This window comes from Chitinophaga sp. (assembly GCF_035564935.1).
Classification (GTDB): Bacteria; Bacteroidota; Bacteroidia; order Chitinophagales; family Chitinophagaceae; genus Chitinophaga.
Map to the genome: position 1 here is coordinate 1 of NZ_DATMTE010000353.1, position 22,082 is coordinate 22,082.

General features: G+C 49.3%; 19 protein-coding genes and 1 pseudogene. 9 read left to right on the forward strand and 11 right to left on the reverse strand.

Going from position 1 to position 22,082, the window contains the following annotated elements:
* The 4 genes and pseudogenes from VN105_RS09235 to VN105_RS09250 form a co-directional block, all read left to right on the forward strand.
* Window positions 1–1,057, forward strand: a 1,057-nt coding sequence (locus VN105_RS09235) for an SGNH/GDSL hydrolase family protein (RefSeq protein WP_325640104.1), incomplete at its 5' end; no start/stop codon positions are given.
* Window positions 1,058–1,063: 6 nt separating this feature from the next.
* Window positions 1,064–2,317: a hypothetical protein gene (locus VN105_RS09240; protein WP_325640106.1), complete on the forward strand. Its 1,254-nt coding sequence runs from the start codon at window positions 1,064–1,066 to the stop codon at window positions 2,315–2,317.
* Window positions 2,318–2,439: 122 nt separating this feature from the next.
* A pseudogene (locus tag VN105_RS09245) lies at window positions 2,440–3,876 on the forward strand (serine hydrolase); the annotation flags it as partial.
* Window positions 3,877–4,517: 641 nt separating this feature from the next.
* Entirely contained in the window at window positions 4,518–5,258 is a 741-nt protein-coding gene (locus tag VN105_RS09250) for a LuxR C-terminal-related transcriptional regulator (RefSeq protein WP_325640110.1), read from the forward strand.
* Here VN105_RS09250 and VN105_RS09255 read toward each other — a convergent pair.
* Window positions 5,224–6,309, reverse strand: coding sequence for an ATP-binding protein (locus VN105_RS09255; protein WP_325640112.1), 1,086 nt, complete (start codon window positions 6,307–6,309; stop codon window positions 5,224–5,226). The two genes, VN105_RS09250 and VN105_RS09255, sit on opposite strands and share 35 nt — an antisense overlap.
* Window positions 6,310–6,472: 163 nt before the next feature.
* Here VN105_RS09255 and VN105_RS09260 point away from each other — a divergent pair, with 163 nt between their 5' ends.
* Complete coding sequence (locus VN105_RS09260) at window positions 6,473–7,309, forward strand: SDR family oxidoreductase (RefSeq protein WP_325640114.1); 837 nt, start codon at window positions 6,473–6,475, stop codon at window positions 7,307–7,309.
* A gap of 21 nt (window positions 7,310–7,330) precedes the next feature.
* On the opposite strand, the gene VN105_RS09265 is transcribed toward VN105_RS09260, so the two are convergent.
* Together VN105_RS09265 and VN105_RS09270 are read right to left on the reverse strand one after the other, a co-directional pair.
* Entirely contained in the window at window positions 7,331–7,798 is a 468-nt protein-coding gene (locus tag VN105_RS09265) for a hypothetical protein (RefSeq protein WP_325640115.1), read from the reverse strand.
* Entirely contained in the window at window positions 7,786–7,935 is a 150-nt protein-coding gene (locus tag VN105_RS09270) for a hypothetical protein (protein ID WP_325640116.1), read from the reverse strand. The genes VN105_RS09265 and VN105_RS09270 overlap by 13 nt, the downstream gene beginning before the upstream one ends.
* A gap of 103 nt (window positions 7,936–8,038) precedes the next feature.
* Between VN105_RS09270 and VN105_RS09275 the strand changes: the two genes are divergently transcribed.
* The gene (locus tag VN105_RS09275) at window positions 8,039–8,221 is read left to right on the forward strand and encodes a DUF3606 domain-containing protein (RefSeq protein ID WP_325640118.1); all 183 of its coding nucleotides are present in this window, start codon (window positions 8,039–8,041) and stop codon (window positions 8,219–8,221) included.
* Between the two features lie 12 nt (window positions 8,222–8,233).
* Complete coding sequence (locus VN105_RS09280; RefSeq protein WP_325640119.1) at window positions 8,234–8,635, forward strand: hypothetical protein; 402 nt, start codon at window positions 8,234–8,236, stop codon at window positions 8,633–8,635.
* Window positions 8,636–8,689: 54 nt separating this feature from the next.
* Here the strand turns inward: VN105_RS09280 and VN105_RS09285 are convergent, their stop codons facing one another.
* From VN105_RS09285 to VN105_RS09320, 8 genes are read right to left on the reverse strand one after another with little or no spacing between them, the layout of a single operon-like run.
* Entirely contained in the window at window positions 8,690–9,634 is a 945-nt protein-coding gene (locus VN105_RS09285) for a glycerophosphodiester phosphodiesterase family protein (protein ID WP_325640120.1), read from the reverse strand.
* A 2-nt stretch (window positions 9,635–9,636) separates the two neighbouring features.
* Window positions 9,637–10,239: a histidine phosphatase family protein gene (locus VN105_RS09290; RefSeq protein WP_325640122.1), complete on the reverse strand. Its 603-nt coding sequence runs from the start codon at window positions 10,237–10,239 to the stop codon at window positions 9,637–9,639.
* On the reverse strand, window positions 10,226–11,674 hold the full coding sequence (locus VN105_RS09295; protein WP_325640124.1) for an FGGY-family carbohydrate kinase: 1,449 nt from the start codon (window positions 11,672–11,674) through the stop codon (window positions 10,226–10,228). The genes VN105_RS09290 and VN105_RS09295 overlap by 14 nt, the downstream gene beginning before the upstream one ends.
* A gap of 18 nt (window positions 11,675–11,692) precedes the next feature.
* Window positions 11,693–13,138 carry an FGGY-family carbohydrate kinase gene (locus tag VN105_RS09300; protein ID WP_325640126.1) on the reverse strand — a complete coding sequence of 482 codons (1,446 nt, stop codon included), beginning with the start codon at window positions 13,136–13,138 and terminating at the stop codon, window positions 11,693–11,695.
* Entirely contained in the window at window positions 13,135–14,139 is a 1,005-nt protein-coding gene (locus VN105_RS09305) for a 2-hydroxyacid dehydrogenase (RefSeq protein WP_325640128.1), read from the reverse strand. The genes VN105_RS09300 and VN105_RS09305 overlap by 4 nt, the downstream gene beginning before the upstream one ends.
* 5 nt (window positions 14,140–14,144) lie before the next feature.
* Window positions 14,145–15,416 carry an MFS transporter gene (locus VN105_RS09310; RefSeq protein WP_325640130.1) on the reverse strand — a complete coding sequence of 424 codons (1,272 nt, stop codon included), beginning with the start codon at window positions 15,414–15,416 and terminating at the stop codon, window positions 14,145–14,147.
* A gap of 31 nt (window positions 15,417–15,447) precedes the next feature.
* Window positions 15,448–17,187 carry a RagB/SusD family nutrient uptake outer membrane protein gene (locus tag VN105_RS09315; protein WP_325640132.1) on the reverse strand — a complete coding sequence of 580 codons (1,740 nt, stop codon included), beginning with the start codon at window positions 17,185–17,187 and terminating at the stop codon, window positions 15,448–15,450.
* Between the two features lie 7 nt (window positions 17,188–17,194).
* Window positions 17,195–20,425 (reverse strand): TonB-dependent receptor, encoded by a 3,231-nt coding sequence (locus VN105_RS09320; protein ID WP_325640134.1) that lies wholly within the window; start codon window positions 20,423–20,425, stop codon window positions 17,195–17,197.
* 366 nt (window positions 20,426–20,791) lie between these two features.
* Between VN105_RS09320 and VN105_RS09325 the strand changes: the two genes are divergently transcribed.
* Complete coding sequence (locus VN105_RS09325; protein ID WP_325640136.1) at window positions 20,792–21,556, forward strand: DeoR/GlpR family DNA-binding transcription regulator; 765 nt, start codon at window positions 20,792–20,794, stop codon at window positions 21,554–21,556.
* Window positions 21,557–21,619: 63 nt separating this feature from the next.
* Entirely contained in the window at window positions 21,620–22,003 is a 384-nt protein-coding gene (locus VN105_RS09330; protein ID WP_325640138.1) for a hypothetical protein, read from the forward strand.
* Window positions 22,004–22,082 lie beyond the last annotated feature (79 nt).

Here is a 22,082-nt window from a genome sequence, read left to right on the forward strand (position 1 = left end):
ATACCTGTTAATGATGCTGATGATTGGCTGCCTGGCAAACAGCTGCGCCAAGGTTTATATGAAAGAAGATAAGCTGCGGGCTTCTTCCGGAATTACCCCTTCAAATACAGGCGGGGCATTAACCGTGGCTCCCGGTATGCCCGGTGATCCAAATATTAAATACTTTGGCCGCTGGGACTTCAATAATACCACCCAGTATATGAATTATTGGGGTGGCGCCTATCTCCGGGTAAAATTTACCGGTACTACTATCAAGCTCAAAACCGGTAATACTACCCATTACTTTGCGAAAATCGATAATGGTCCCTGGATAAGTTACCTGAATGCAGGCGGCGTGATCAATCTTACGCCAACGCTGTTGGCGCCGGGTACGCATACCATCAGCGTGGCGCAGGGGAAGGATTACAACTACCTGTTCAGTTTCCAGGGCTTTGTGCTGGATCCGGGAGCCACTACCAGTGCTCCGGCTGCTGCCGCTACCCTGATCGAATGGATAGGGGATTCTATTACCGCCGGTTATACCGATGCGCAGGCAAATGTTTCCGGCTACCCCTGGGTATGCTCCGAATTGCTGGGCACAGAACATACGCAGATCGCGTACCCCGGTATTACGCTGGTAAGCGGCTTTGCCACACAGGGAGGGATGGATGTACAGTATTTTAAATGGAAAAATCCTTCCAATGCCAATTCCCCTGCATGGGACTTTTCCCGCTATACGCCAAAGGTCATTGTCATTAATCTTGGTACCAATGATAATAATAAGAAGGTACCGGATTCCCTGTTCAGAAGTACTTATATTTCTTTCCTGGCCAATGTGCGCAGCCGGTTTCCCCAGGCAGAGATCTTTGTAATGAGAACTTTTCTTGGCGTAAAAGCGGCGCCCACACTGGCGGCAGTGAATGCAAGGATAGCGGCAGGCGATAACAAATTGCACTACATTGATACCAACGGCTGGCTGGGCAGCGCCGATTATACGGATGGCCTGCATCCCAGCGTAAGCGGTAATATTAAAGCAGCCAACCTGCTAAAACCGATCCTGGAGAGTTTTGTTAATTAAATATATATGATCAGATTAAGAATGACCCGCTTACTTTTTATTGCTTTCCTGTTGTTCAACGGTATTCCCGATGGCAGGGCACAAGATCCTTTTACTGCTTATCTTAGCAGCATCCCGGCGATTGTTAGTACCATCAGCGTGGTAAACTCCGGATCGGGGACTGCTGCCATCACTACAAAAAAATTCACCTTCAGTTCGCGCGATGGGGTTAACACGGTGTATGGCATTATGTGTTACCCGCAGCAGGCGGGCACCTATCCCGGTATCCTGATGCTGCATGGCGGCGGAAGCAATGCTGAAGGCATGCTTGGATATGCGCAATCCTTTGCTGCCCGCGGTTATGTTACGCTAACCATTGATCAGCCGGGAATTTGCGGAACGGGGAAAACGCCTTACTCATCCGGCCCCTGGAAGGGGAAGCCTGCAGGCGAAGGACCGCGGTTTGTTGTAACGCCCACACCTGCGGCCAGCACCCTGGCAGATGCCGGCATCGCCAACCTGCAGGCATTCAACCTGCTTCGTTCGCAGCCAAATGTGAACCCCGCCAGGATGGGTATTATGGGTTCGTCGTGGGGTGGCTACGGCACTACGCTTTTATCGGGCCTGCTGGGCGATAAGGTAACGGCAGCCTATGCTCATTTTGGCTGCGGTTATTATGATAAAGGTTCTTTCTGGACCAATATTATACAGGGATTGAGTGCGCACGACCGGCAGGTATGGCTGACAGCATTTGATGCCGGCCGCCGGGCGGGTAATATGCGCGCCGCCTATTTTATAGAATCACCTTCCAACGACACCTACTTCTGGCCGGAAGCTGTGCGCGCCACTATAGATGCATCTGGAAGCGAAGTAAAGAACCTGGTGATCACGCCTAACCTGAACCACGTGATTGCTGCCAACAGCGATGTAATGAAAAACAGCTATTTCGATTATTACCTGAAAAACACCGGCAGCCCGTTTGGTAAAATTACGATCAGCAACGTGGCCGTACAGGCAGATGGCAGTCAGCGGATAACCATGCACGTTAGTTTGCCTGAAGGGGTTAATGCCGCTGCTGTTAAACTGTATTACAGCGAACCTGCAGCCAGCTGGCAGGTGCGGAAATGGACAGGAACAGACGCCGTTGCGGCGGGTAACAATACTTTCACTGCGGTGATACCGGCGGCGGTGGCAGCCCGTAACCCCGACTTTTATGCTTATATGACGGATTCACGTAACATCAGTGTATCTGGTTACATGCGGAAATTAACAACACTTTAAAGATGGCCAGGCCAGTGTATTTGCTTAATCCGGTTATTTGCTGTAATCTTATAGCGTAATACATTAACCCGATGACAATACCTATAATGAACAGGTGGATCTCCAGCCTGTGTTGTTTAACTATGGTGGCAGTGGCTACTGCCCAAACCCCCGTTAAAAATAATAAGCTTGAAAAGATAGATGCTGCCTTAGCCGGTATTTTGGAAGACGCAAAAGGCGCAGGCTTTGCAGTGGCGGTAGTGGAAAAAGACCATGTGATATTTTCAAAAGGATTTGGCTACCGGGATATGGCCCATAAATTACCCGTTACGGCACATACCCGGTTTGCCATCGGTTCCTGTACCAAAGCTTTCACAAGCGCCCTGCTGGGCGGGCTACGCAAAGAGGGAAAGGTAGATTTTGATAAGCCGGCTACCACCTACCTGCCGGCACTGGATTTTTCTGATCCGTATCTTAATACCCAGGTAACATTGCGGGATATGATGTGCCACCGGACGGGTTTCTCCCGTTACGATCTGTCATGGTATCTTTTTGAAACTGATTCGAGAGACTCGCTGCTGAAACGGATGCATTACATGAAACCCAATGCGCCCCTGCGTGCCCGCTGGCAATACAACAACTTTATGTTTATGGTACAGGGCATGGTGGCGGAAAAGTTAACGGGGCAGTCGTGGGAACAGAACATCAGCAGCCGCTTTTTTCAGCCGCTGGGTATGACTGAGTCATCTATGGGCGCCGTTTCCCTGGCGGCCGCGGAAGAAGCATCCCGCGGGTATGAACTGACTGATAAAAATGAGATCAAAGAAAAGAAGTATCATGCCATTACCGCGATGGCGCCGGCCGGCGCCATCAATAGTACGGTAACGGATATGTCTAAATGGCTGATGGCCTGGATCAATGGCGGTAAGTACAATGGGAAAGAGATCATCCCGGCCGATTACCTGAAAGAGGCGATTTCCCCACAGATGGTGATCCCGGGCGGGTTGCCGGACAAGAAAACGCCGTATGCACAGTTTGCAGATTACGGTCTTGGCTGGATGCTGTTTTCCTACCGGGGGCATTACCGGGTGGAGCATGGCGGTAATATAGACGGCTTCACCGCATTAACCACCTTTTATCCTACAGACAGTATCGGTATCGTGGTGCTGAGCAACCAGAATAATTCAGCTATTCCAACAAAGGTAACCAACCTGATCACCGACCGGCTGCTGGGCATTGCGGAAGAGGCGAAGCCAAAGGAAAAGAAAGGTAAAGGTGAGGATGAGCCCCGGCCTTACACAGATTCCACTTTTAAGCCGCATCCGGCTACGCACCCGTTAACGGCATTTGCCGGGGTGTTTAAGAATAATGCTTATGGCGACTTTAATATTTCTGTTAAGAAAGATTCCCTGTTCGCCACATTTCCTGAAATAACCTGGTACCTGAACCATGAAGACTATAACATCTTTTCTCCCTTCGATGCCGCAGATACCGTTATTGAGGTTAAATACAAGTCAAATATCCGGATACAGTTCATGATGAATAACAGCGGGGATATTGACCGGTTAAGTTTTAATTATGACGGCGACCCGGTGATATTTGAGCGTGTATCCCAACAGGTAGTATTGCCGGCTGCTTCCCTGGAGCAGTTTAAAGGTATTTACAAGATAGGATCTATGCCGGTAACAATTAAGCTGTCGGATGCCAAAGCGCTGATCATGGAAGTGCCGGGCCAGCCAATGTATACGCTGGATGCCACCGACAGTAATACTTTCCGGATCCGGGAGCTGAAAGACTATAAGGTAAAGTTTATAAAGGACGATAAAGATAAGGTGGTGGCATTAATATCCATGCAGCCGAACGGCTCTTTCCGCGCGGAAAAGGATGCCGGTAAATAAAAGAAAAAACCGGTGCAGTTCTGTATTACTGCACCGGTTTTGGGGAACATTGTATTTATTGAATGGGGCCGGGTTACGAAACAACGACGTTAAGACACACTTTTAAATTTAACATTGGGGTGTTACTGGGGATACCATCGTTCATACAGATCGTTGCCAGAGCTGCATTTGATGGGATCGCCGGATAAAAGGCCATTAGCTGTTATTCTTGTTAATCCATAAAGGATTGTATTACAGGCACAAAAGTATGGCGCAGAATAAGGGGAATCAACTGCGAAAATTCGCAGGTTAAGCTATTCTTTATTATTTTTACTCTCAAAAAGATGCATCCTGATAAGTTGGCGTTTGGAAGTTATTCGAAAGCATTTATAACTGATGTCCCGGCTGATCTGACCAGCCCGGAAGCGCTACATTTTAAAAATACGATCCGCAGGTTCGCGGATGAAGCCATCTATATATATTCATTTAAGGAGAACAAAATGTTGTATGCCGATGGCTGGGAAGACCTGCTCGGCTATGCAGACAATGAGATCAGCATGCTCACTATTGTAAATATTACCGCACCTGAGTATGCTCCCTTCTCCAATGAACTGAACGACAAAGCCCTGATGTTCCTGCATAATAAACATATCGGCGACGAGCCATACAGCTTTACCATAGAACTGAAAAAGATCCATAAGAATGGCACTCCCGTACCCCTTATTTCCAAAGTGGGCGTATTTACAACAGAACAGGGAAAGGTGACCAGTATTATAGGTCACTCACAGAAAAATGAGAGCATCAAATTCGGCAACGTTATGCGCTATGCGGCATACGGACCGGAAAAATCCGAGTTTGAAGAGGAGTTGAATAAGCAGCTGTTCCGCTATTACGCGATATCCGAAAAGGAGAAAGACGCACTTTCCCTGGTGGCGGAAGGTTTTTCCTTTAAGGAAATTGCCGCCCGGTTTGGCGTATCACAGTCGGCCATTGAAAAGAGAATTTTACCCATGTATAAGCGTTTCGGTGTAAAAAGCCTTACCCACCTGATCAGCTTTGCATTTGCAAACCATATTCTGCCTTAGCCGGCTTTTTCTTCGGCACATACCTTTCCAGGTTGAGGGAAAGCATTTTTTCCCTTTCCACTCCTATACTGTGCAGCATGTTCTGCCAGGTGGCAGATAGTTTGCGATCCTCATCATCATTGCCCAGCACCCATATTACATTGGTGTCTTTCAGTGCAGTCCTGTTAATATCGTTGGTGGAAGAGCCATCCACAAAGCTGAGGAACCTGTCCGACGTAATGAGGTCTTCCTTTACGGGGCTGCCGGGATTAATGTCATCAATCACCAGTATGGATGCTTTACGCCAGGTCCACAGCACATCAGCGGTGGAGTCGTCGTCCTGCTCATAAAACATGCAGTATAGTTTCATGGCAGATGTATATACGGCGGAATAGTGACGGATCGATAACTCGGTGGCAATGGCCACGCTCAGGCTGGTTTTACCGCTGCTTTTGGGGCCAAACAGGAACAGGTGCATGCCAGGTGTATTGCTGTCCAGGAAACGCCTGATCAGGTTAATATCTTCCGGGGCTATTTGTTCTGTACTCCACTGGCTAAGCCGGAACTGGAAGGGGTAGCCCGGTGTTTGCAGGTACATTTTGGTAAGATACCAGTAATAGGTAGGGTATATCAGCAGCGCACCTGTTACCATTACTATCACCCTGGCCGTTGTGGTATCCCTGCACAGCAGGGCACAGAAAAATGCACCGAGCCAGAAAAACAGGAGATCAGTGATGGTATCAAAAGCCACGTTGCCCCAGGCAGGTTGAAATATATATGATTTTACGCCGCCTTTTTTACCGATGGTAAGCGGCCACAGGAAGTTAACAGCCTCAAATATCAGCCAGAGTGCGCTGATGCTCCAGGCAGCGGTGAGTGCGGCACGGGCTTCATCCATGCGATCCTTCAGTACAAGGAATACAATAAAAGAAGGTATAAACCCAAGCGAAAAATGACCAAACTGGTTTGCCAGCCATGTATAGGTAAGCGTAACCCCCCGGTAAGAGTCCTTACCTCCGAGATCAGCCTTCAGCTGACGGAACATGTTTCCGCGCGTAATAGTTTTCTTCATGAGCAGTTGGGATAGCAGTGGTTGGGTAAATTGACGGTAAATATAGGAAGTTGACAGAAATAATATGCGCTTATTCGACGGCATCACCGGGAAAAATATCCCGGTGTCGGTTTTGTTCTATTTTCCCGGAGCCTGCCATAGTAGTTTTGAGAAAAAAAAGAACATGAAAACAGCAAATACCACAAAACAGACAGTACTCGTATTAGGCGGCACCGGTAAAACCGGCAGCAGGGTAGCAGCCCAACTTAAAGAAAAGGGCTGGCCCGTGCGTATCGGGTCACGTTCTGCGGATCCTTCTTTTGCCTGGGAAGACCAGTCCACCTGGAAACCGGCCCTGCAAGGCATACACGCCATATATCTCAGTTATCATCCCGACCTGGCCATACCCGGTACCACAGCAACCATCCGTGCATTTACAGCCGCGGCTATCAGTAGTGGGGTACAGAAAATAGTATTGCTTTCCGGCCGCGGGGAAAAAGAAGCAGAGGCGTGTGAGCAGATCATTATGAACAGTGGTGTTAGCTGGACAATAGTAAGATGCGCCTGGTTTAACCAGAACTTCAGTGAAGGATACCTGGTGGATCCGCTGCTGGCCGGCCATGTAGCCCTTCCCGCAGGAAGCGTGGCAGAGCCCTTTATTGATGTGGATGATATTGCAGATGTGGCTGTAGCTGCACTCACAGACGACCGCCACAACGGTGAATTGTACGAACTCACCGGCCCAAGACTGCTGACCTTTGAAGAAGCCGTACAGGAAATAGCCAAAGCGGCAGGTAAACCCATCCGGTATGAAGCCATTTCAACAGACGCTTACAAGGCCATGCTGGTGGAATATAATATCCCCGGCGATTTTATCTGGCTGGTTACCTACTTATTTACCGAGGTGCTCGATGGCCGCAATGCCCATCTCAGTGATGGCGTACAACGCGCATTAGGCCGCGCTCCCCGCGATTTTTCAGAATATGCCCGGAAAACAGCCGCTACCGGCGTATGGAATTGATTAAAAAAAAGCAGCGCAGTATTATTTCCCTACTGCGCTGTTTCCCTGTAAACAATAAATAATTAGTACTCCTAAGCTGAATAAAACATGGCTCAGCCCCACGGCGGTTACATACGACACCACCGGAACGGCCGGAGGGTTCGGATGAAGCCGGATAAACGCCAGCCAGAACCCCATGGCAAAAATGCCGGTCAATGCGCCCAGTACAATAGTATAACGAATGGTCAGGTCTCCTATCCCGGCATCCCACAGGTAAAAATAAATAAACGCAAAAAACACCCCGATGAGATAATGCAGCACAGTACCGGTAACAAGATCCGCCGGTTTATGTGTGAGCCCGCCACCAGCTGTGGTGTGATTGGTAATCATGGTGGCAAGTACGCCAACTACCTTGTAATTTTTCCCGGTAATAGCTGTGAGAAGATATAAAGCCCCTGTCATCAATAAAGTTCCGGATATGCCTGCTGCGATCGCTTTCAGATAAAACATAAGATACGGGTTAGTATATCAGCGCTTTTATCAAATAGCAATCCGTTCAGCAACAAGCGCGCCATGGCTTGCTTTTTTGCCAGGCGGCGATGTACAGGCGCTACATTCTGAGGCGTGGTTTCTGCAATGTTGGGCATGGCACTGCTGCAATTGTCGCATTACAACTATCATCCGGCAGGGCATGTAATTTGTGGCATTGGAGGATAGAACAATTTCATCTTTCACTTAAATTTCATTGTTATGGCAGATGATAAAAAAAATGTAGGAAAGCAGGATGATATCCGTGTTGATAGCCAGGACCCGTCTGAAGTAGAATACCTGCATCAGCAGTTCCCGGCTAAAACCCACCAGCAGATCAGGGACGCCATTAAACAGGCAGGGCCTATGCGGCAGGACATTATCAATTACCTGAAAGGTCATTAATGAGATTGGTTCATGGCGGAGAAAATTTCCCATAAAAGCCTGCTGGAACAGGCCAGGCAACTGGAGTCGGAGGATGATTTTACAGGCGCCATTGCAAAGTATAACGAGGCGCTTTCCAACGATCCGCTTACCATTGCTGCTTATAACCGGTTAATGATCATTTACCGTAAACAAAAGGCGTATAAAAAGGAACTGGACACCATCAACAAGGGGATAAAGTCCCTGGAAGATCATGCGCATCAAACGCGCGCCACCTGGATGAAAGCGCACCGGAAGGCCGCTAAATTAAGCCAGGCGCTGGCGAAAAGCCTGGGGCAAATAGACGCTAAAGGGAAAATGACAAATGAGGATCCGGTGATCACCGGATGGAAACACAGGAAGGCGATGGTGTTAAAACGAATGAAGACCCCATGAGTGGATGCCGTATAAAAAGCGTCTTACAGCATTATACTGTAAGACGCTTTACATTTAAATATTCTTTTTACCGAAGAATTTCTTTTTAACACTGTTCGCTGGCAGCAGCGGCTGAATGGCCCTGGCAGCCTCAATGGAGAGGTCGGCTTCAATAAGACTGGCCCCGTCGCGGATAATAGCCTGGTAAGCGGCAGTGCGTTCAGCGGCGGAAGGCAGTTTGTCGTAAGTGGGCGCTGTGGAAATCATGCACATCACACCACGCTTATTCAGTTGCCGGTATAATTCCTTCAATGCCGGTTTGTTATCCGGGCCTACATAAGCCATGATATGCGACCAGGGAATTTTAGCGGCCTCGTACTCTTCCATGGCTTTCTGCGTTTTTACAAACGCCTCAAATACAATATCCTTATTGCGCTCGTGGTACCAGCGGGCTTCTTCGGCGGTATGCACGGTAACCATTACGTTGCCTTCTGCGTGGTTGTCTTTAATGATCTTTGCAGTCATCTCAAACGGCACATCTTTTTTATCAAGGATCAATACTGTTTTCCCCTTGCTCCATACAATGGCTTCCTGCAGGGTAGGTATGCGGAAGTTGGTAACATGTCCTTCCACATCTTTTAGTTGCAGTTGTTTCAGTTCCGCCAGCGTATAATCGGAAATTTTTCCTTTACCGGTGGTGGTACGGTCCAGTGTGGCATCGTGCATGAGTACAATGGCGCTGTCTTTTGTAAGGCGCGGATCAATTTCAAAAGTAGCGGGTGTATGCCGCAAGGTGTTTTCAAAAGCCTCGATGCTGTTTTCCGGGAACCCTTTATTAACGCCGCCACGATGACCGCTGATAAAAGGAATATCTTTCCCGGTGTATTTAAAGAACGCCTGGAGATCCTGGCTGTTGCGGATATTCAGCACATTCAGCTGCGATGATTGTGCCTGCGCATAAAGCTGACAGGCGAGAAATGCGCCTGTGAGCAATAAGTTTTGAGCAATTTTTTTTATCATGATCAGAATTTTGCATTAAGATGTTGTAATGTAAAAGGTTCGGAGAGCGACAGGTTAAATACCGTAACGGCAGCGTTGTCCTGTACCAGCATCCGGTAGTTCTTCAGCGGCATGCCCAGTTTGTAGGCCAGGTACAGGCGGTTTACACCGTTGTGTGCCGCTACCAGGATGTTGCCATCCTGGTGTTGTTGCAGCAGGTCACGGAAAAAATCATCTACCCTCGTTACTATTTCTGTACCGGTTTCACCGGTGCCACCGGCGCGGTGCTGTCCCGGGTCTTCCATCCAGTTATGCCACAGCTGCGGATCTTCCGCAATGAACTCTTCTTTTGTTTTCTTCTCCCAGCTACCAAAATCCGCTTCAATAAGGCGGTCATCTTTCACCACCTTCATCCCGCTGGCGATGCCGGCGGTTTTGTAGGCACGTTCTAACGGCGATGAGTATACGCCGGAGAATGAAATGCCTTTCAGTTGTTCCTTTACAGCTTCCGCCTGCCCTATACCTTTAGCGGTAAGGGCAATGTCGGATCTGCCGCAGTAGCGGTTATTATCGGCATTCCAGGCGGTTTGCCCGTGTCTTAACAGGTAAATATTAAGCATGTTCATAAGTTGAAATATACCCTTTTTCTTTCAGCAGTTGTACGAATTGCGTATAACCGTTATCGTAAGTTTTTACGAGAGATGGCACAGGCCGTATCTCTTCCGCCACCTGGGTCATGGCAGCTGTTGCCTCCATGATATTGGTATACCAGGTTTTGGAGGCCGCGAGGATAGCCGCGCCGGCGGCGCCGCTTACGTGTTTCATTTTAATGACAGGAAGATTGAGCACATTACTGCGGATGGTAAGCCAGGCATGGCTGTTGCTCGCACCTCCGGCCGTATACACCTTTTCCACCTGTTCCCCGCTCAGCTGCCGGATCAGCTGGTAGGCATAGCGTTCAATATAGGCTACGCCTTCCATGCCTGCGGCATAACTTTCCGCATTACTGAGGCCATTGGCTTCAAACCCCCGCGCCTGGGGCGCTACAAAAGGAAACCGTTCTCCCTGTTGCAATAATGGCCAGGAGAGCTGCCCGGTGGGAATAATGTCCAGCGCCTGCTCATTCAGTATGGCCAGGTCGCCGGGGAATCTTTTTGAGATCCAGTCGGCCCCGGTATTGCTGGCGCCGCCGGGCATCCAGTATCCCTCCGGGTGGCGGTGGCAGTATAGCGCACCGGAAGGATCGTTGATATACTGTGTAGTCACGCCCTTTACCACCAGGGTGGTACCAATGGTAGTGTTCCAATCTCCGGGACGAACAGCGCCCGCTGCAACCTGGGAGGCGCAACCATCGGTCATGCCTGCTACTATGGTCACATCTTCCGGCAGTTTGAGTGATGCGGCAAGGGAGGGCAATATTTTCCCCAAAGGTGTACCGGCCGGTACTACCACGGGTAGCCACGACTGTTGCAGGGGCAGTTGCTGCCAGAGATAAGCGGGCCATTCCTGCGCGGCCACATCATAACCGGATTTTAATGCATTAGTGGCATCAGTTATATCAAAACGGCCGCTGAGCTGACCGGTAATATAATCTGCCGCGTGAATGAACTTGTAAAGCCGGCGGGCGGCTTCCGGGAATTGTTGTACAAACCAATACATCTTCGACAAGCCACTGGAACTGTTAAATTGCGTATACCCGTTCGGGTGATACCGCCCTGCCGCTGCGGAACAAACTTTCCCCGCTTCCGCTTGCCGCCCGTCGCTATACATAATGGCATTATGCAGCGGCTGGTGTTGTTCGTCTATTGGCACAATAGTACCGGAAGTGGAGGTAACGGCAATGGCCTTTACCAATTGGTTGTGAGACGTATCTGAGAGCAGGCTGCGGAGGCAGCTCAGGCAGGCGTCCCACCACCCGCCGGGCGATTGTTCCTCCCTCATTTCTTCATGCAGGGGGAAATGTTCTTCCCTGCTGCCCAGCAGGTTGCCGGTTGCATCCATCAGCACTACTCTTGCGCCCTGCGTACCTACATCGATGCCTATGAAACAAGCTGTTGCCATAATTGATTTAAATTGTAGTTAGTTCATATCCCGGAAGTAACGCCGGGTCTTTTCCCACTCTGCATACAGCGTGGCGTAATGATCACTGTCCACCGGGTGGATCACTTCCGTGTCATCATCCATCGCCACCTGTATGTGCAGCGCTTCGTTACAGATAAGCGCGCCGCCTACAGCAGATGATTGCTGGTACTCCTTCCTGATCTGTACTTTTTTCCCGGTAAGATTGGCGATGAGCTGCCGCAGTACCCTGCTTTGTAATCCGCCGCCGCAGGCCCAGATATAGCCGGGCTGGTGACCCGCAGTGGCGGCCAGGATGCGGTAGTTCTTGACAATGGAACAGGCGATATCTAAAATAGTGGCCCATACAAAAGAACCGCGTGTGAGCAGGTGCGATACCGGCGCAGGGAAAATAAATCCACCGCGGGTAAGCGACACTTCCTCATCGGCCAGTAAGGAGCCAAGTGAGGCCATGCAAAAGGTATGGGTATTTTCTTCCAGTTCTTTTTCAATCACTTCATAATTTTCATTCGGATAGAAAATTTCCTTCAGCCGCTGGTAGTTGAGACCGGTTACGCCGGCATTGGCTTCAAATACAAAGCGCCCCGGCTCTATATCGCGGCTGGTCCATGTCCTTTCTTCCGTATCCAGTGTATACGTGCCCGTTATCTTCACAATGGGGGTGGTGGTGCCGGACACAATCACCACATCGTCTACCGCGGGGCGGGTGCTTTTGATGGCAAGCTGCGTGTCGCCGCCGCCGGCCACAATTTTAACGGTAGCAGGAAGTGCCAGCTGTGTAGCCACTTCCGGGAGTATGTTACCCAATACGGCAGCGGAGTCAATAAGAGGAGGCAACAGCGCTGTATCCAGCCCAAACACTTTACACAGTTCCGGCGACCATTGTTTCTGCGCTACATCATACAGTAATGTTTCCGACGCCTGCGAATGTTCGTACCGCGCTGTGCCGCTGAGCATAAATTCTATCCAGTTGCTGATGCTGAGAAAGGTGCTGCATTGCTGCCATATTTCAGGCTTGCGTTCCCTGATCCCTACCAGTTTCAGTGCAGAAAACAAGGAAGTAGGATAGCGCCCGGTAAGCTGGTACACGCGGCTTTTATCGGTGATGATACTTTCCCATTCCCGGCCCCGGTGGTCTATATTAGGTAACCCAATGAGCGATTCCCCGCTGGCGGAAAGCAGTACAATGCCTTCGCGCTGACTGGTAGCGGTAATGGCTTTAACGCTGCTGCCGGGAATACCGGCGAGCGCCTGTGCTGCCAGGCGTTTTACCTGCAGCCAGAGTTGTGAAGGATCGAAGTATAATGCGTCGGGGTACAACGGATCTTTGATGTATTGTATATCTTCCCGGGCTACGCCCAGTACCTGTCCCTGCGGGGAGGCAACTGCCACCCGTACATTCCCGGTGCCTATGTCCACAATGATGTAGGTGTCTTGTACTGTCATTGGAAATGAACTTTAAGTATGTCTTTGTTGGCTAATTCGGCAATATGCCGGTTGGCATGCGCGTACCATTGCAGCAATGCCCTGTTCATAATTTCAACGTGGTGATCTTCCACTTCAAAGGTGGCGCCCGCAATATGCGGTGTGGCAATTACCTGCGGATGATCAATGATCCTGTAATCCAGTTCATCCGGCGGCTCATTATCGAAAACATCTAAGATAGCTCCCCGGATCGAGTTTTTTTCCAGTACTTCCAAAAGCGCTTCCCGTTGCACTACAGAGGCCCGGGCGGTGTTGATAAAGATGGCATCTTTCTTCATCATTTTAAACAACCGGCTGTTGATCATCCCTTTTGTTTCCGTGGTAACGGGAAGATGGACAGACACAATATCGCTGCCGGCAAAAAGATCTTCCAGCGATGTTTTCCGGTATTCGCTGTTATATTCGGTAATGTATGGATCGAAGAACCGGATAGGGCAGGGATATTCCTTTACCAGTTTTGCTATCAGCTGGCCGATGGCGCCGAAGCCCACCATGCCGATGGTTTTTCCTGCCAGTTCATTGCCTTTAAAATGGAGATAGGAGTCGTGCGCACCTGCCTGCCAGTTGCGTCCTTTCAGCCAGTTAATGCCGGGAATGGTATTGCGCAACAGCATGATCACATTGGAAATAAACAGCTCCGCCACCGCCTGCGCATTGCGCGCGGGGGTAAAAAATACGGGGATTCCCATTTCAGTGGCTTTGCTTACCGCCACATTGGAAGGTGTTCCGCGGCATACGCCTATGAACTGTAGCTGCGGGTTAGCAGCCAGCACTTTTGCGGTTACGTGATCATGTTCTGTAATGAGCGCATCTGCTTTGGTGTCTGCAAGCATGGCCAGTAGCTCTTCTTCATTATAAGCCCTTCCGTGAGGTTTCCATTGCCGGTAAATAATCTCTCCAAACTGCTGCTGTACTGTTTCCAGCCCCTGTTCGTTGTAAGGGGCAGTGATTAAGACTTTCATGTATATTATAATTGTATGGTTTCCGTTGAATTGCTGTAATGATGGGCTGTTTTGGCGTTGTCGGGCAAGGTGATAAACCGCGTGATCACAGCGCTCACCAGGTAAAGTGTTGCCAGGATCCAGATAACGCCTGCATCGCCGGCGCTGCCAATGAATAATCCCACAATGGCGGGGCCAACAAAAACAGGCAATCCCGCACCTAGATTAAGAATGGCCATGGCGGCGCCTTTATCTTTCTTCACCAGTGAGGGTACTAACGCAGACAGGGGTACGTAGCCGGCCAGGCAGGCGCCCCACAATATGCCGGCAGTCATTACCATCCAGAAACTGCCTTCCCATATCTGCGGTGCATAATAGAACAGCAGGGTAGTGGCGGCGCATCCTACGCCGCCAAACCACATGATGGTGTTGCGCCATCCAAGACGATCGCCCACAAAACCAAAGATGAGATTGAAGATGATATTGGAGGTAAAGATGGTGCCCCAGATCTGCAGCCACTGCGTGGTTTCGTAACCATGTTTCGCCATATACATAGGCAGGAACACAGGGAACGCAAACTGCGCGGTGGTGTTAATTATGCGTACAATGCCACCCAGTAATACTTTGGGTTCTTCTTTTACAATAGTAAGCCCCTTGATCAGCTCTTTTATTTTAGATTCCCCGACAGACTCTTTCTGAATGCTTCCCTTGTTCAATACCAGTGCAAACAGTGCGCCCAGCAGCGCCCAGAAAACAGAAGTCCACAAAGTATTGAGATGCCCGAACCGGGTAATGGCCCAGCTGGAATAGTAAGCGCCGAGTACATTCAACCCGCCTGTGAACACAAACCAAAACCAGCCCACAGCGCGGCCCAGCTGCTGCCGTGGACTGCTGTATGCAATCCACACCAGGAATGAATAAGCGAATAAAGGATACCCGAATCCGCGCAGGGCATAAAAAAGCAGCATCAGCGGGAAATTCAGCCCAGGCATGCCATATCCTACAAAGCCAATGGTGCCGAGGATATAGAGGACCAGCCCCGTGAACATGGTGCGCTTTACACCATAACCTTCTGCCAGTACGCCGGAGAACCAGGCGGAAATAGCAATGGTGATGCCGTAGGCGGTGAACAGGGAGGCGGACTGCTGAACAGTCATACCATGTGCCACCAGGTATGGACTTAGCCATCCCTGTTCAATACCATCGCCCATCATAAAGATCATGATGCCGATGTAGCCAAAAAGCAGCTGCCGTGGCAGACCGGCCTTTTCGAAGAATGTTTTGTTTCCGGATAACATACGGTTACTTGTTTAAGGTTTTTCAGTTTGTTTATTTCGTCCATTCCGGGTCCTGTACCAGGTTCCCGTTTAAGATGATTTCGTTGTATGGAATAGGATAGAAGTATTTGCGGTCTTCGTACTTACGTTCCAGGTTGTCAAACAGCTGGAGATTACCGTTGCTGCCATTGCTCAGCTTGAATTGTACCTTGTCTATAAGAAAATAATACACACCCGGAACTTTTGTTGCCGGGATTTTCTCTACAAAGCAAACATCCATTTTACCATCTTCATTCAAATCCATCAGTGTATTGAGAGATGGTACATACATGCCGTCGTAGGGCATAGTTAGCAGGTTACCGAGGTGCCAGCGTTTCAGATCGTCGTAGCGGAAGCCTTCCAGTGCCAGTTCAATGCCCCGTTCGCGGCGTATTTCCAGCAGCACCGGGTCATTGATGCCCGGGAAATAATGTTGCTGCAGGTAAGGATCTGCAGCGGTTGGCATGGTAGTAACGGTAATGCCTGCACGCTGCCGCAGCGGCGCAATGGTCAGGTCCCAGTCGCCCGCCGTAAAACTGCCCCGTTCTGCTTTTGCTTCCGCATAGTTCAGCAGCACTTCCGCGTACCTGATCAGCGGCAGCGAGTTGAAGTTCTCGGCAACGCCATCAGTAGCTTTCGCATCTACAGCCAGTTTGATGGGCATATAACCTGTATAGGTATACGTAAAATCCGGTGGCGTTACCACACCATCACGGGTATAGTTGCCCATACGGATGCTTTGTTTCAGGCGCAGGTCACGGTTCTTTACTTCCTCTGCAAAAGGGATCTTATTATAATCAGGTTGGGCGGTGAATGGCGTACCGTCGGTATTGAGGTAAGTGTTGATAAAGGTTTTGATGAAGCTGTAGCGGCCACCATAGGTGGCGCTGGTCCAGTACCAGTTGGCATCGTTGAATACGCGCAGGCTTTTGTTGTTCACCGCAGCGAGCAGTACTTCTGTGCTGTTGGGCGTTTCATTGATGAACAGGTTGCGGTAATTCAGATCGGCAGCACCGCTGGTGAGCAGTTTGTACTGGTTGCCTTTGATCACCTCGTTGGCAGCAGCTGCGGCTTTATCGAGCCAGTCGTTAGCGGTGGCGGTGAGTTTCAGCTTCGGGTGGTATTTACGGATGGTGCCTTCAAACAGGCATACCCTTGATTTAAAGGCAAGGGCTACCCACCTGGTGATCTGCGAGGCGCCGTTATCTTTCGTATTACGGATATGGCTACACGCATAATCAAGATCGGCCAGTACATTGTCCATTACCAGGGTGCGCGGGTCGCGGCCCTTATACAGGTCGGGGTCATCGGCAGCGAGACTTTTATCGTACCAGGGCACATCGCCAAACTGTTTTACTTTGGTGAAGTAAAACCAGGCGCGGAAGAAGCGGGCAAGACCAATGTAATGTTCTTTTGCTTCATCGGTGATCTTTGCATTACCTGCATGTTCCAGGAAGTAGTTGATCTTGCGCAGTGCGCTCCAGCTCCAGCCGGTGGCTTCTGTGGGGCCAAAGGCGCCGTAAATGTAGTTAGACAACGTTCTGCCCACCAGGTAATCGCTCATGGCATCTCCCCTTACAATATCACTGCCATCGGGCAGGTCAAGATAAAAGGAGTTGGCGTATAGCTGCAGGTCCTTTTCGGAATTGAACGCATTTTCGGGCGACAGCTTATCAAAAGGTTTAAGGTCCAGATCACGGTTACATGCACTCATGATCATCAATCCGGCAACCAGTAAGAGAATATTTTTCATGATCATTTTATTTGAATGTTACATTGATCCCTATGGTGTAGGTTTTCAGCATGGGATAGCTCATCCCGTTGCCGGCGCCATCGTTCAACTCAGGGTCGGAACCCTCAATTACTTCAGGGTCCATTGTTTTCACATATTTATACATCGGGCTCCACGTCCACAGGTTTTGGCCTGTTACGTAAACCCTTGCATTGGCAATACCGGCCCTGTTCACTAATGAGGCAGGCAGGTTGTATCCCAGCGTGATATTTTTGAGACGCAGGTAAGCGGCGTTCTGTAAATATTTGGATTGGGTGACCTGTAATTCCGCGCGGGAGTTCAGCGCTGTATAACCGCGCATACGGGGAAAGTATGCATCCGGTTTATCTTCCGACCATATGTTGTTCATCACATCCACCGGCTGCCAGCTATAGGGACGGTTGTAGGCGCCCCAGAAGAGGGAGTTGTCTGCTCCAGGCCAGAAGTCTCTTTTGCCAATGCCCTGCAGGAAGAAGGAAAGGAAAATATTATTCCATTCCATGTTGCCGGTGAAGCCATACATATAACGGGGAGAGCTGTTACCGATAACGGTTTTATCGCCCGGATCGGAAAGTGAGCCGGCGCCTTCATTGATCTTTTTATCGTTGTTGAGATCCTTGAATTTGATATCGCCGGGCAGTATTTTATTGGCGGCAGATACACGGATAAAGCTCTGATCAATGCCACGGGTGTCGATTTCATTCTGATCCCTGAAGTAACCATCATTTACAAAGCCCCAGATATCGCCGATCTGCATGCCTTCATAGTAGGTATTGATAAGCCCGAGTGGATTATTGAAGCGGGTGATGACGCTTTTGTTATCAGAAAGCACCAGGCGGGCATCATAGCTGAAAGGTTTGCTGCCGCCGGTTTTGTTCCTACACCCGATGGACACTTCCCATCCTTTTGTTTCCAGGTCGGCATAGTTGCCTTTAGGTTCAGTAGCGCCAAAAACGCCGGGGAGCGGTAGCCCGTCGGTAAACATATCTTTTGTTTTACGGGTGTACCAGTCGGCTGTAATGGTGAGCCGGTTATTGAGCAGGGCAAGGTCTGTACCGAAGTTAAGCGTAGTGGCTTTTTCCCAGGTAAGGCCATTGGGTATTACGTTGGGTTGCTGCGTATAGTCGGGCCGTATACCGTTGAGTATATGTGCCATTTGAGTTACGCTCATTGTTTCCAGGAACTTATACGGGGAGATGTTTCCATTACCAAGCGTACCGTAGGAAGCTCTCAGCTTCATATCGGATACTATTTTATAAGGGATGTTCCAGAACTTTTCTTTGGAGATCCTCCATCCTGCGGAGGCGGATGGGAAGAAGCCCCATTGCTGCGTTTGCGGGAACTTGGAGGTACCGTCGTACCGGCCGTTCACTTCCAGCAGGTAGCGTTCATCGAAGTTATAATTAACGCGGAAGAAGCCGCCCAGTGTACGCCATTCGTTGCCGCCGCCCCGCAGGGTAAAGTTGAGGCCGTTGGTAAGGGAGAAGTCGGGCAGCTCATTGTTGATGATGCCGTCGCGCTGTATGTACCTGCTTTTCAGCAGGGAGTTTTCATAGTTGTAGCCGGCCATTACCTTGAAGTAATGTTTGCGGTAAGTGTGTTCGTAATCAGCGTAGAAGTTGGCCGCGAGGTAATTTGTTTTATCATCATTTTCATTGATCTTACTTTCGCCGCGTTCCAGCATTACACCCGGTTTTTTACTGTAAGGCACGGGTGTGTATATACGTTTTTCCACATCGTTGAGGCGCCAGAAGGTAAGATCGCCGTTTACATGTACTTTATTTTTAAAGAAGGTAGCGGTAAAGCGGGAGGTGTTGCGGATCTGCGCGCGGTTTAATTCTGATTGGTTATTACCTGAAATAAAGCTGCCGAATACGATGGAGGCGTTTTCAGTAAGCGTGCCGTCGGGATTATAGAGCATGGCAATGGGGAAAGCCTCGTCTGAGATCCTTCTCCATACCGGCGTATTGCTGGGATGATTTAGTATCGGGTAGAAATAATTTGTTTGTGTGAAGTTCAGGTCGTTTTCCACTTTGAGCCACGGTAACGCCTGTACGGAGCCGCGTGCGCGGAGATTATAGGTTTTGAAGTTATCCGGGTTATAGCGGAAGATGCCATCCTGCGCCATGTAGCGGCCGGAGAGGTAATAGTTTACATTTTTGCTGCTGCCGGAAAGACTGAGATTATGTTCCATAGATGGATTGTTATCTGCATAGAGTTCTCTCAGCCAGTCGGTGTTGCCGTAGTAAACATATTCGCCTGTAGTGGGGTTGATGTCTGTTTTGGGCAGGGAAGGATCGTCGTTCCTGCGTTTCAGCTCATCGAGGTAGTCTAACGAGAACGGGAATACGGAGTTAGCCTTTTGCGGGTGCGAGGCATAGTCGTTCCACGAGGTAAATGCTTCATCAAAGTTTTTAGCCCATTCGTAACCGTTAGTGATCATTTTGGGTTTGATGGTGCGTTCGTTGATCGAGTAGCTACCGGAGTAGTTGAGCGTGGTTTTATCTTTTGCCGGGCTTTTGGTGGTGATAAGGATAACGCCGAACGATCCCCGGGAGCCGTAGATGGCGGCGGCAGCGGCGTCTTTCAGTACCGTAACGCTTTCAATGTCGTTGGGATTGAGGAGGGAGGGCTCTCCGGGCACGCCGTCGATGAGCACGAGGGCGCTGCCGCCTGCGCCGATGGAAGTGGTGCCACGTACATTATAGGTGGCGCTGCGGGTAGGTTTACCATCCGTCATGCGGATATTAAGATTAGGGATAACGCCCTGTAATCCGCGGGTAACGCTGGTAAGCGGCCTGTTTTGAAATACCTCGCTGCCTACCTGGTCTACCGCGCCGGTGAGGTTTATTTTCTTTTGTGTACCATAACCTACTACCACAAGATCCTGCAGTTGTTTGGCGGAAGATGCGAGCTGAAGATCAATGGTATTGCGGTTGCCAACGGGAATTTCCTGTGGGGTATAGCCTACAAAGGAAAAAACAAGGACCGCTTCATTGCCGGGTACCGCAAGCTGGTAGCGGCCTTCCGTATTGGTGGTAATACCGGTGGTACTGCCTTTCACCCTTACGTTCACGCCAATGAGTATCTCTCCTTTATCGTTGGTAACCTGTCCCTTTACGTTCCGGGACGTTTGGCCTGATAGGGCATAAGGCCATGCCAGCAGCAGGAAACAGCATATGTACATCCTGTACATAACAGTGCAGCTAAAGTGATTCATAACTGGAAGTGTTTTGTTTTGGTTGATCCTTTTTCTATAACATGAAATTGTTTATTGATCCGTTGACATTGATTCTTCTGGCCTTTTTCCGGATCTGATGTGGCATTTAATTAACGTTGGAACATACGGTGCGCATCGATGTTATGTTTAAAATTAAACAAAATTTAATTAAATTAAAGTAAATGTAAGTAAACTATTTAATCTTTTTAAATATTTTTTAACCTGTGAGAATATGGCTATTCCTGGCTTTGTAAAGGGTAATTACTATAATAGTGGCGGTTTTACGGAAAACGGCGTTGAAGTCTTGATTAATAATTTTATATTTGATGAAAGAAATTTAAACAGAAATAAGAAACTCAACTTTCCATGAATATTACAGACAGACATCAGCTTATTCTGCAGAAGTTGCAGGAAAACGGGAAAGTGGATATCCAGGAACTGAGTGATGCATTACAGGTATCGGGTGTAACTATACGTAAAGACCTTAAGCTGCTGGAGGAAAAAAAGTTGTTGTTCCGTACCAAAGGCGGCGGGTCTACACAGAATCCTTATACGGTGGAGCGGCCCATCAATGAAAAGGAGTTTATTAAAGCGGAGGAAAAGAAGAAGATAGCGAAAGCGGCGGAAACGCTGATTGGCATGAACGATTCCATCATTATCGGTTCAGGTACCACTGCTTTTGAGCTTACGCGCTACCTGCATCCGTCCAAACATATCACGGTGATCACGCCTGCGCTGAAGGTGGCGCTTGAACTTTGTAACCGTCCTTTTGTGGATGTATTGCAGATAGGTGGGCTTATCCATCAAACTTCCTCTTCTGCGGCGGGTTCCTTCGCAGAGCGCCTGCTGGACGATATTTCCTGCGGAGTATTATTTATAGGGGTAGATGGGATTGATATGGAGTTTGGCCTTTCTATTACCAACCTGGCAGAGGCAAGCCTTAATATGAAGATGATCAACCTGGCCCAAACCGTGGTGATCATGGCGGACAGTTCCAAGTTCAACCGCCGGGGCATAGGCCGTATCTGCAGCCTGGAACAGGTAGATTATATTATTACGGACAACCTTGTAGCTGCCGATACCGTTAAAACGCTCACGGAACATGGCGTGAAAGTGATCATTGCAGAATAGCCGGCATACGCTCCATATAGAAGGAAGATGACCGGTTCTCACTTTTTTTTATAACTTTGCCGCGTGAGAAAGGCAGTCGCTATACTCTTAATGGCCCTCTACCTGCTGGGCACTACTGAAGCAGGGCAGGTGTTAAAACTGCCGCTGCTGGTGGAGCATTATATCAAGCACAAAGGGGAGAGTCCCGGTATTACGCTTTTCTCATTCTTTAAAATGCATTACGTGGACCCTCAGCCCTACGATGCAGATTATCAGCAGGATATGGAGTTGCCTTTTAAAACCTGCCTGTATTTTTTCACGCTTACACCTCCCAGTATATTACCCATTTTACCGCAACTATCCTTTAAAGTGCCTGCAGAGGCGCCTGTAATGCGGGAAATCATCAATGATAAAATACCTCCCTATCTTCCTTTACACAACATTTTCCAGCCTCCCCGCGGCGTATAAGAACGAAGGATCGCCTTTGGCGATCAAAGCGAATTTTGTCTGACTCAGGATTATGATGATTTCGCTGATTACCCTGATT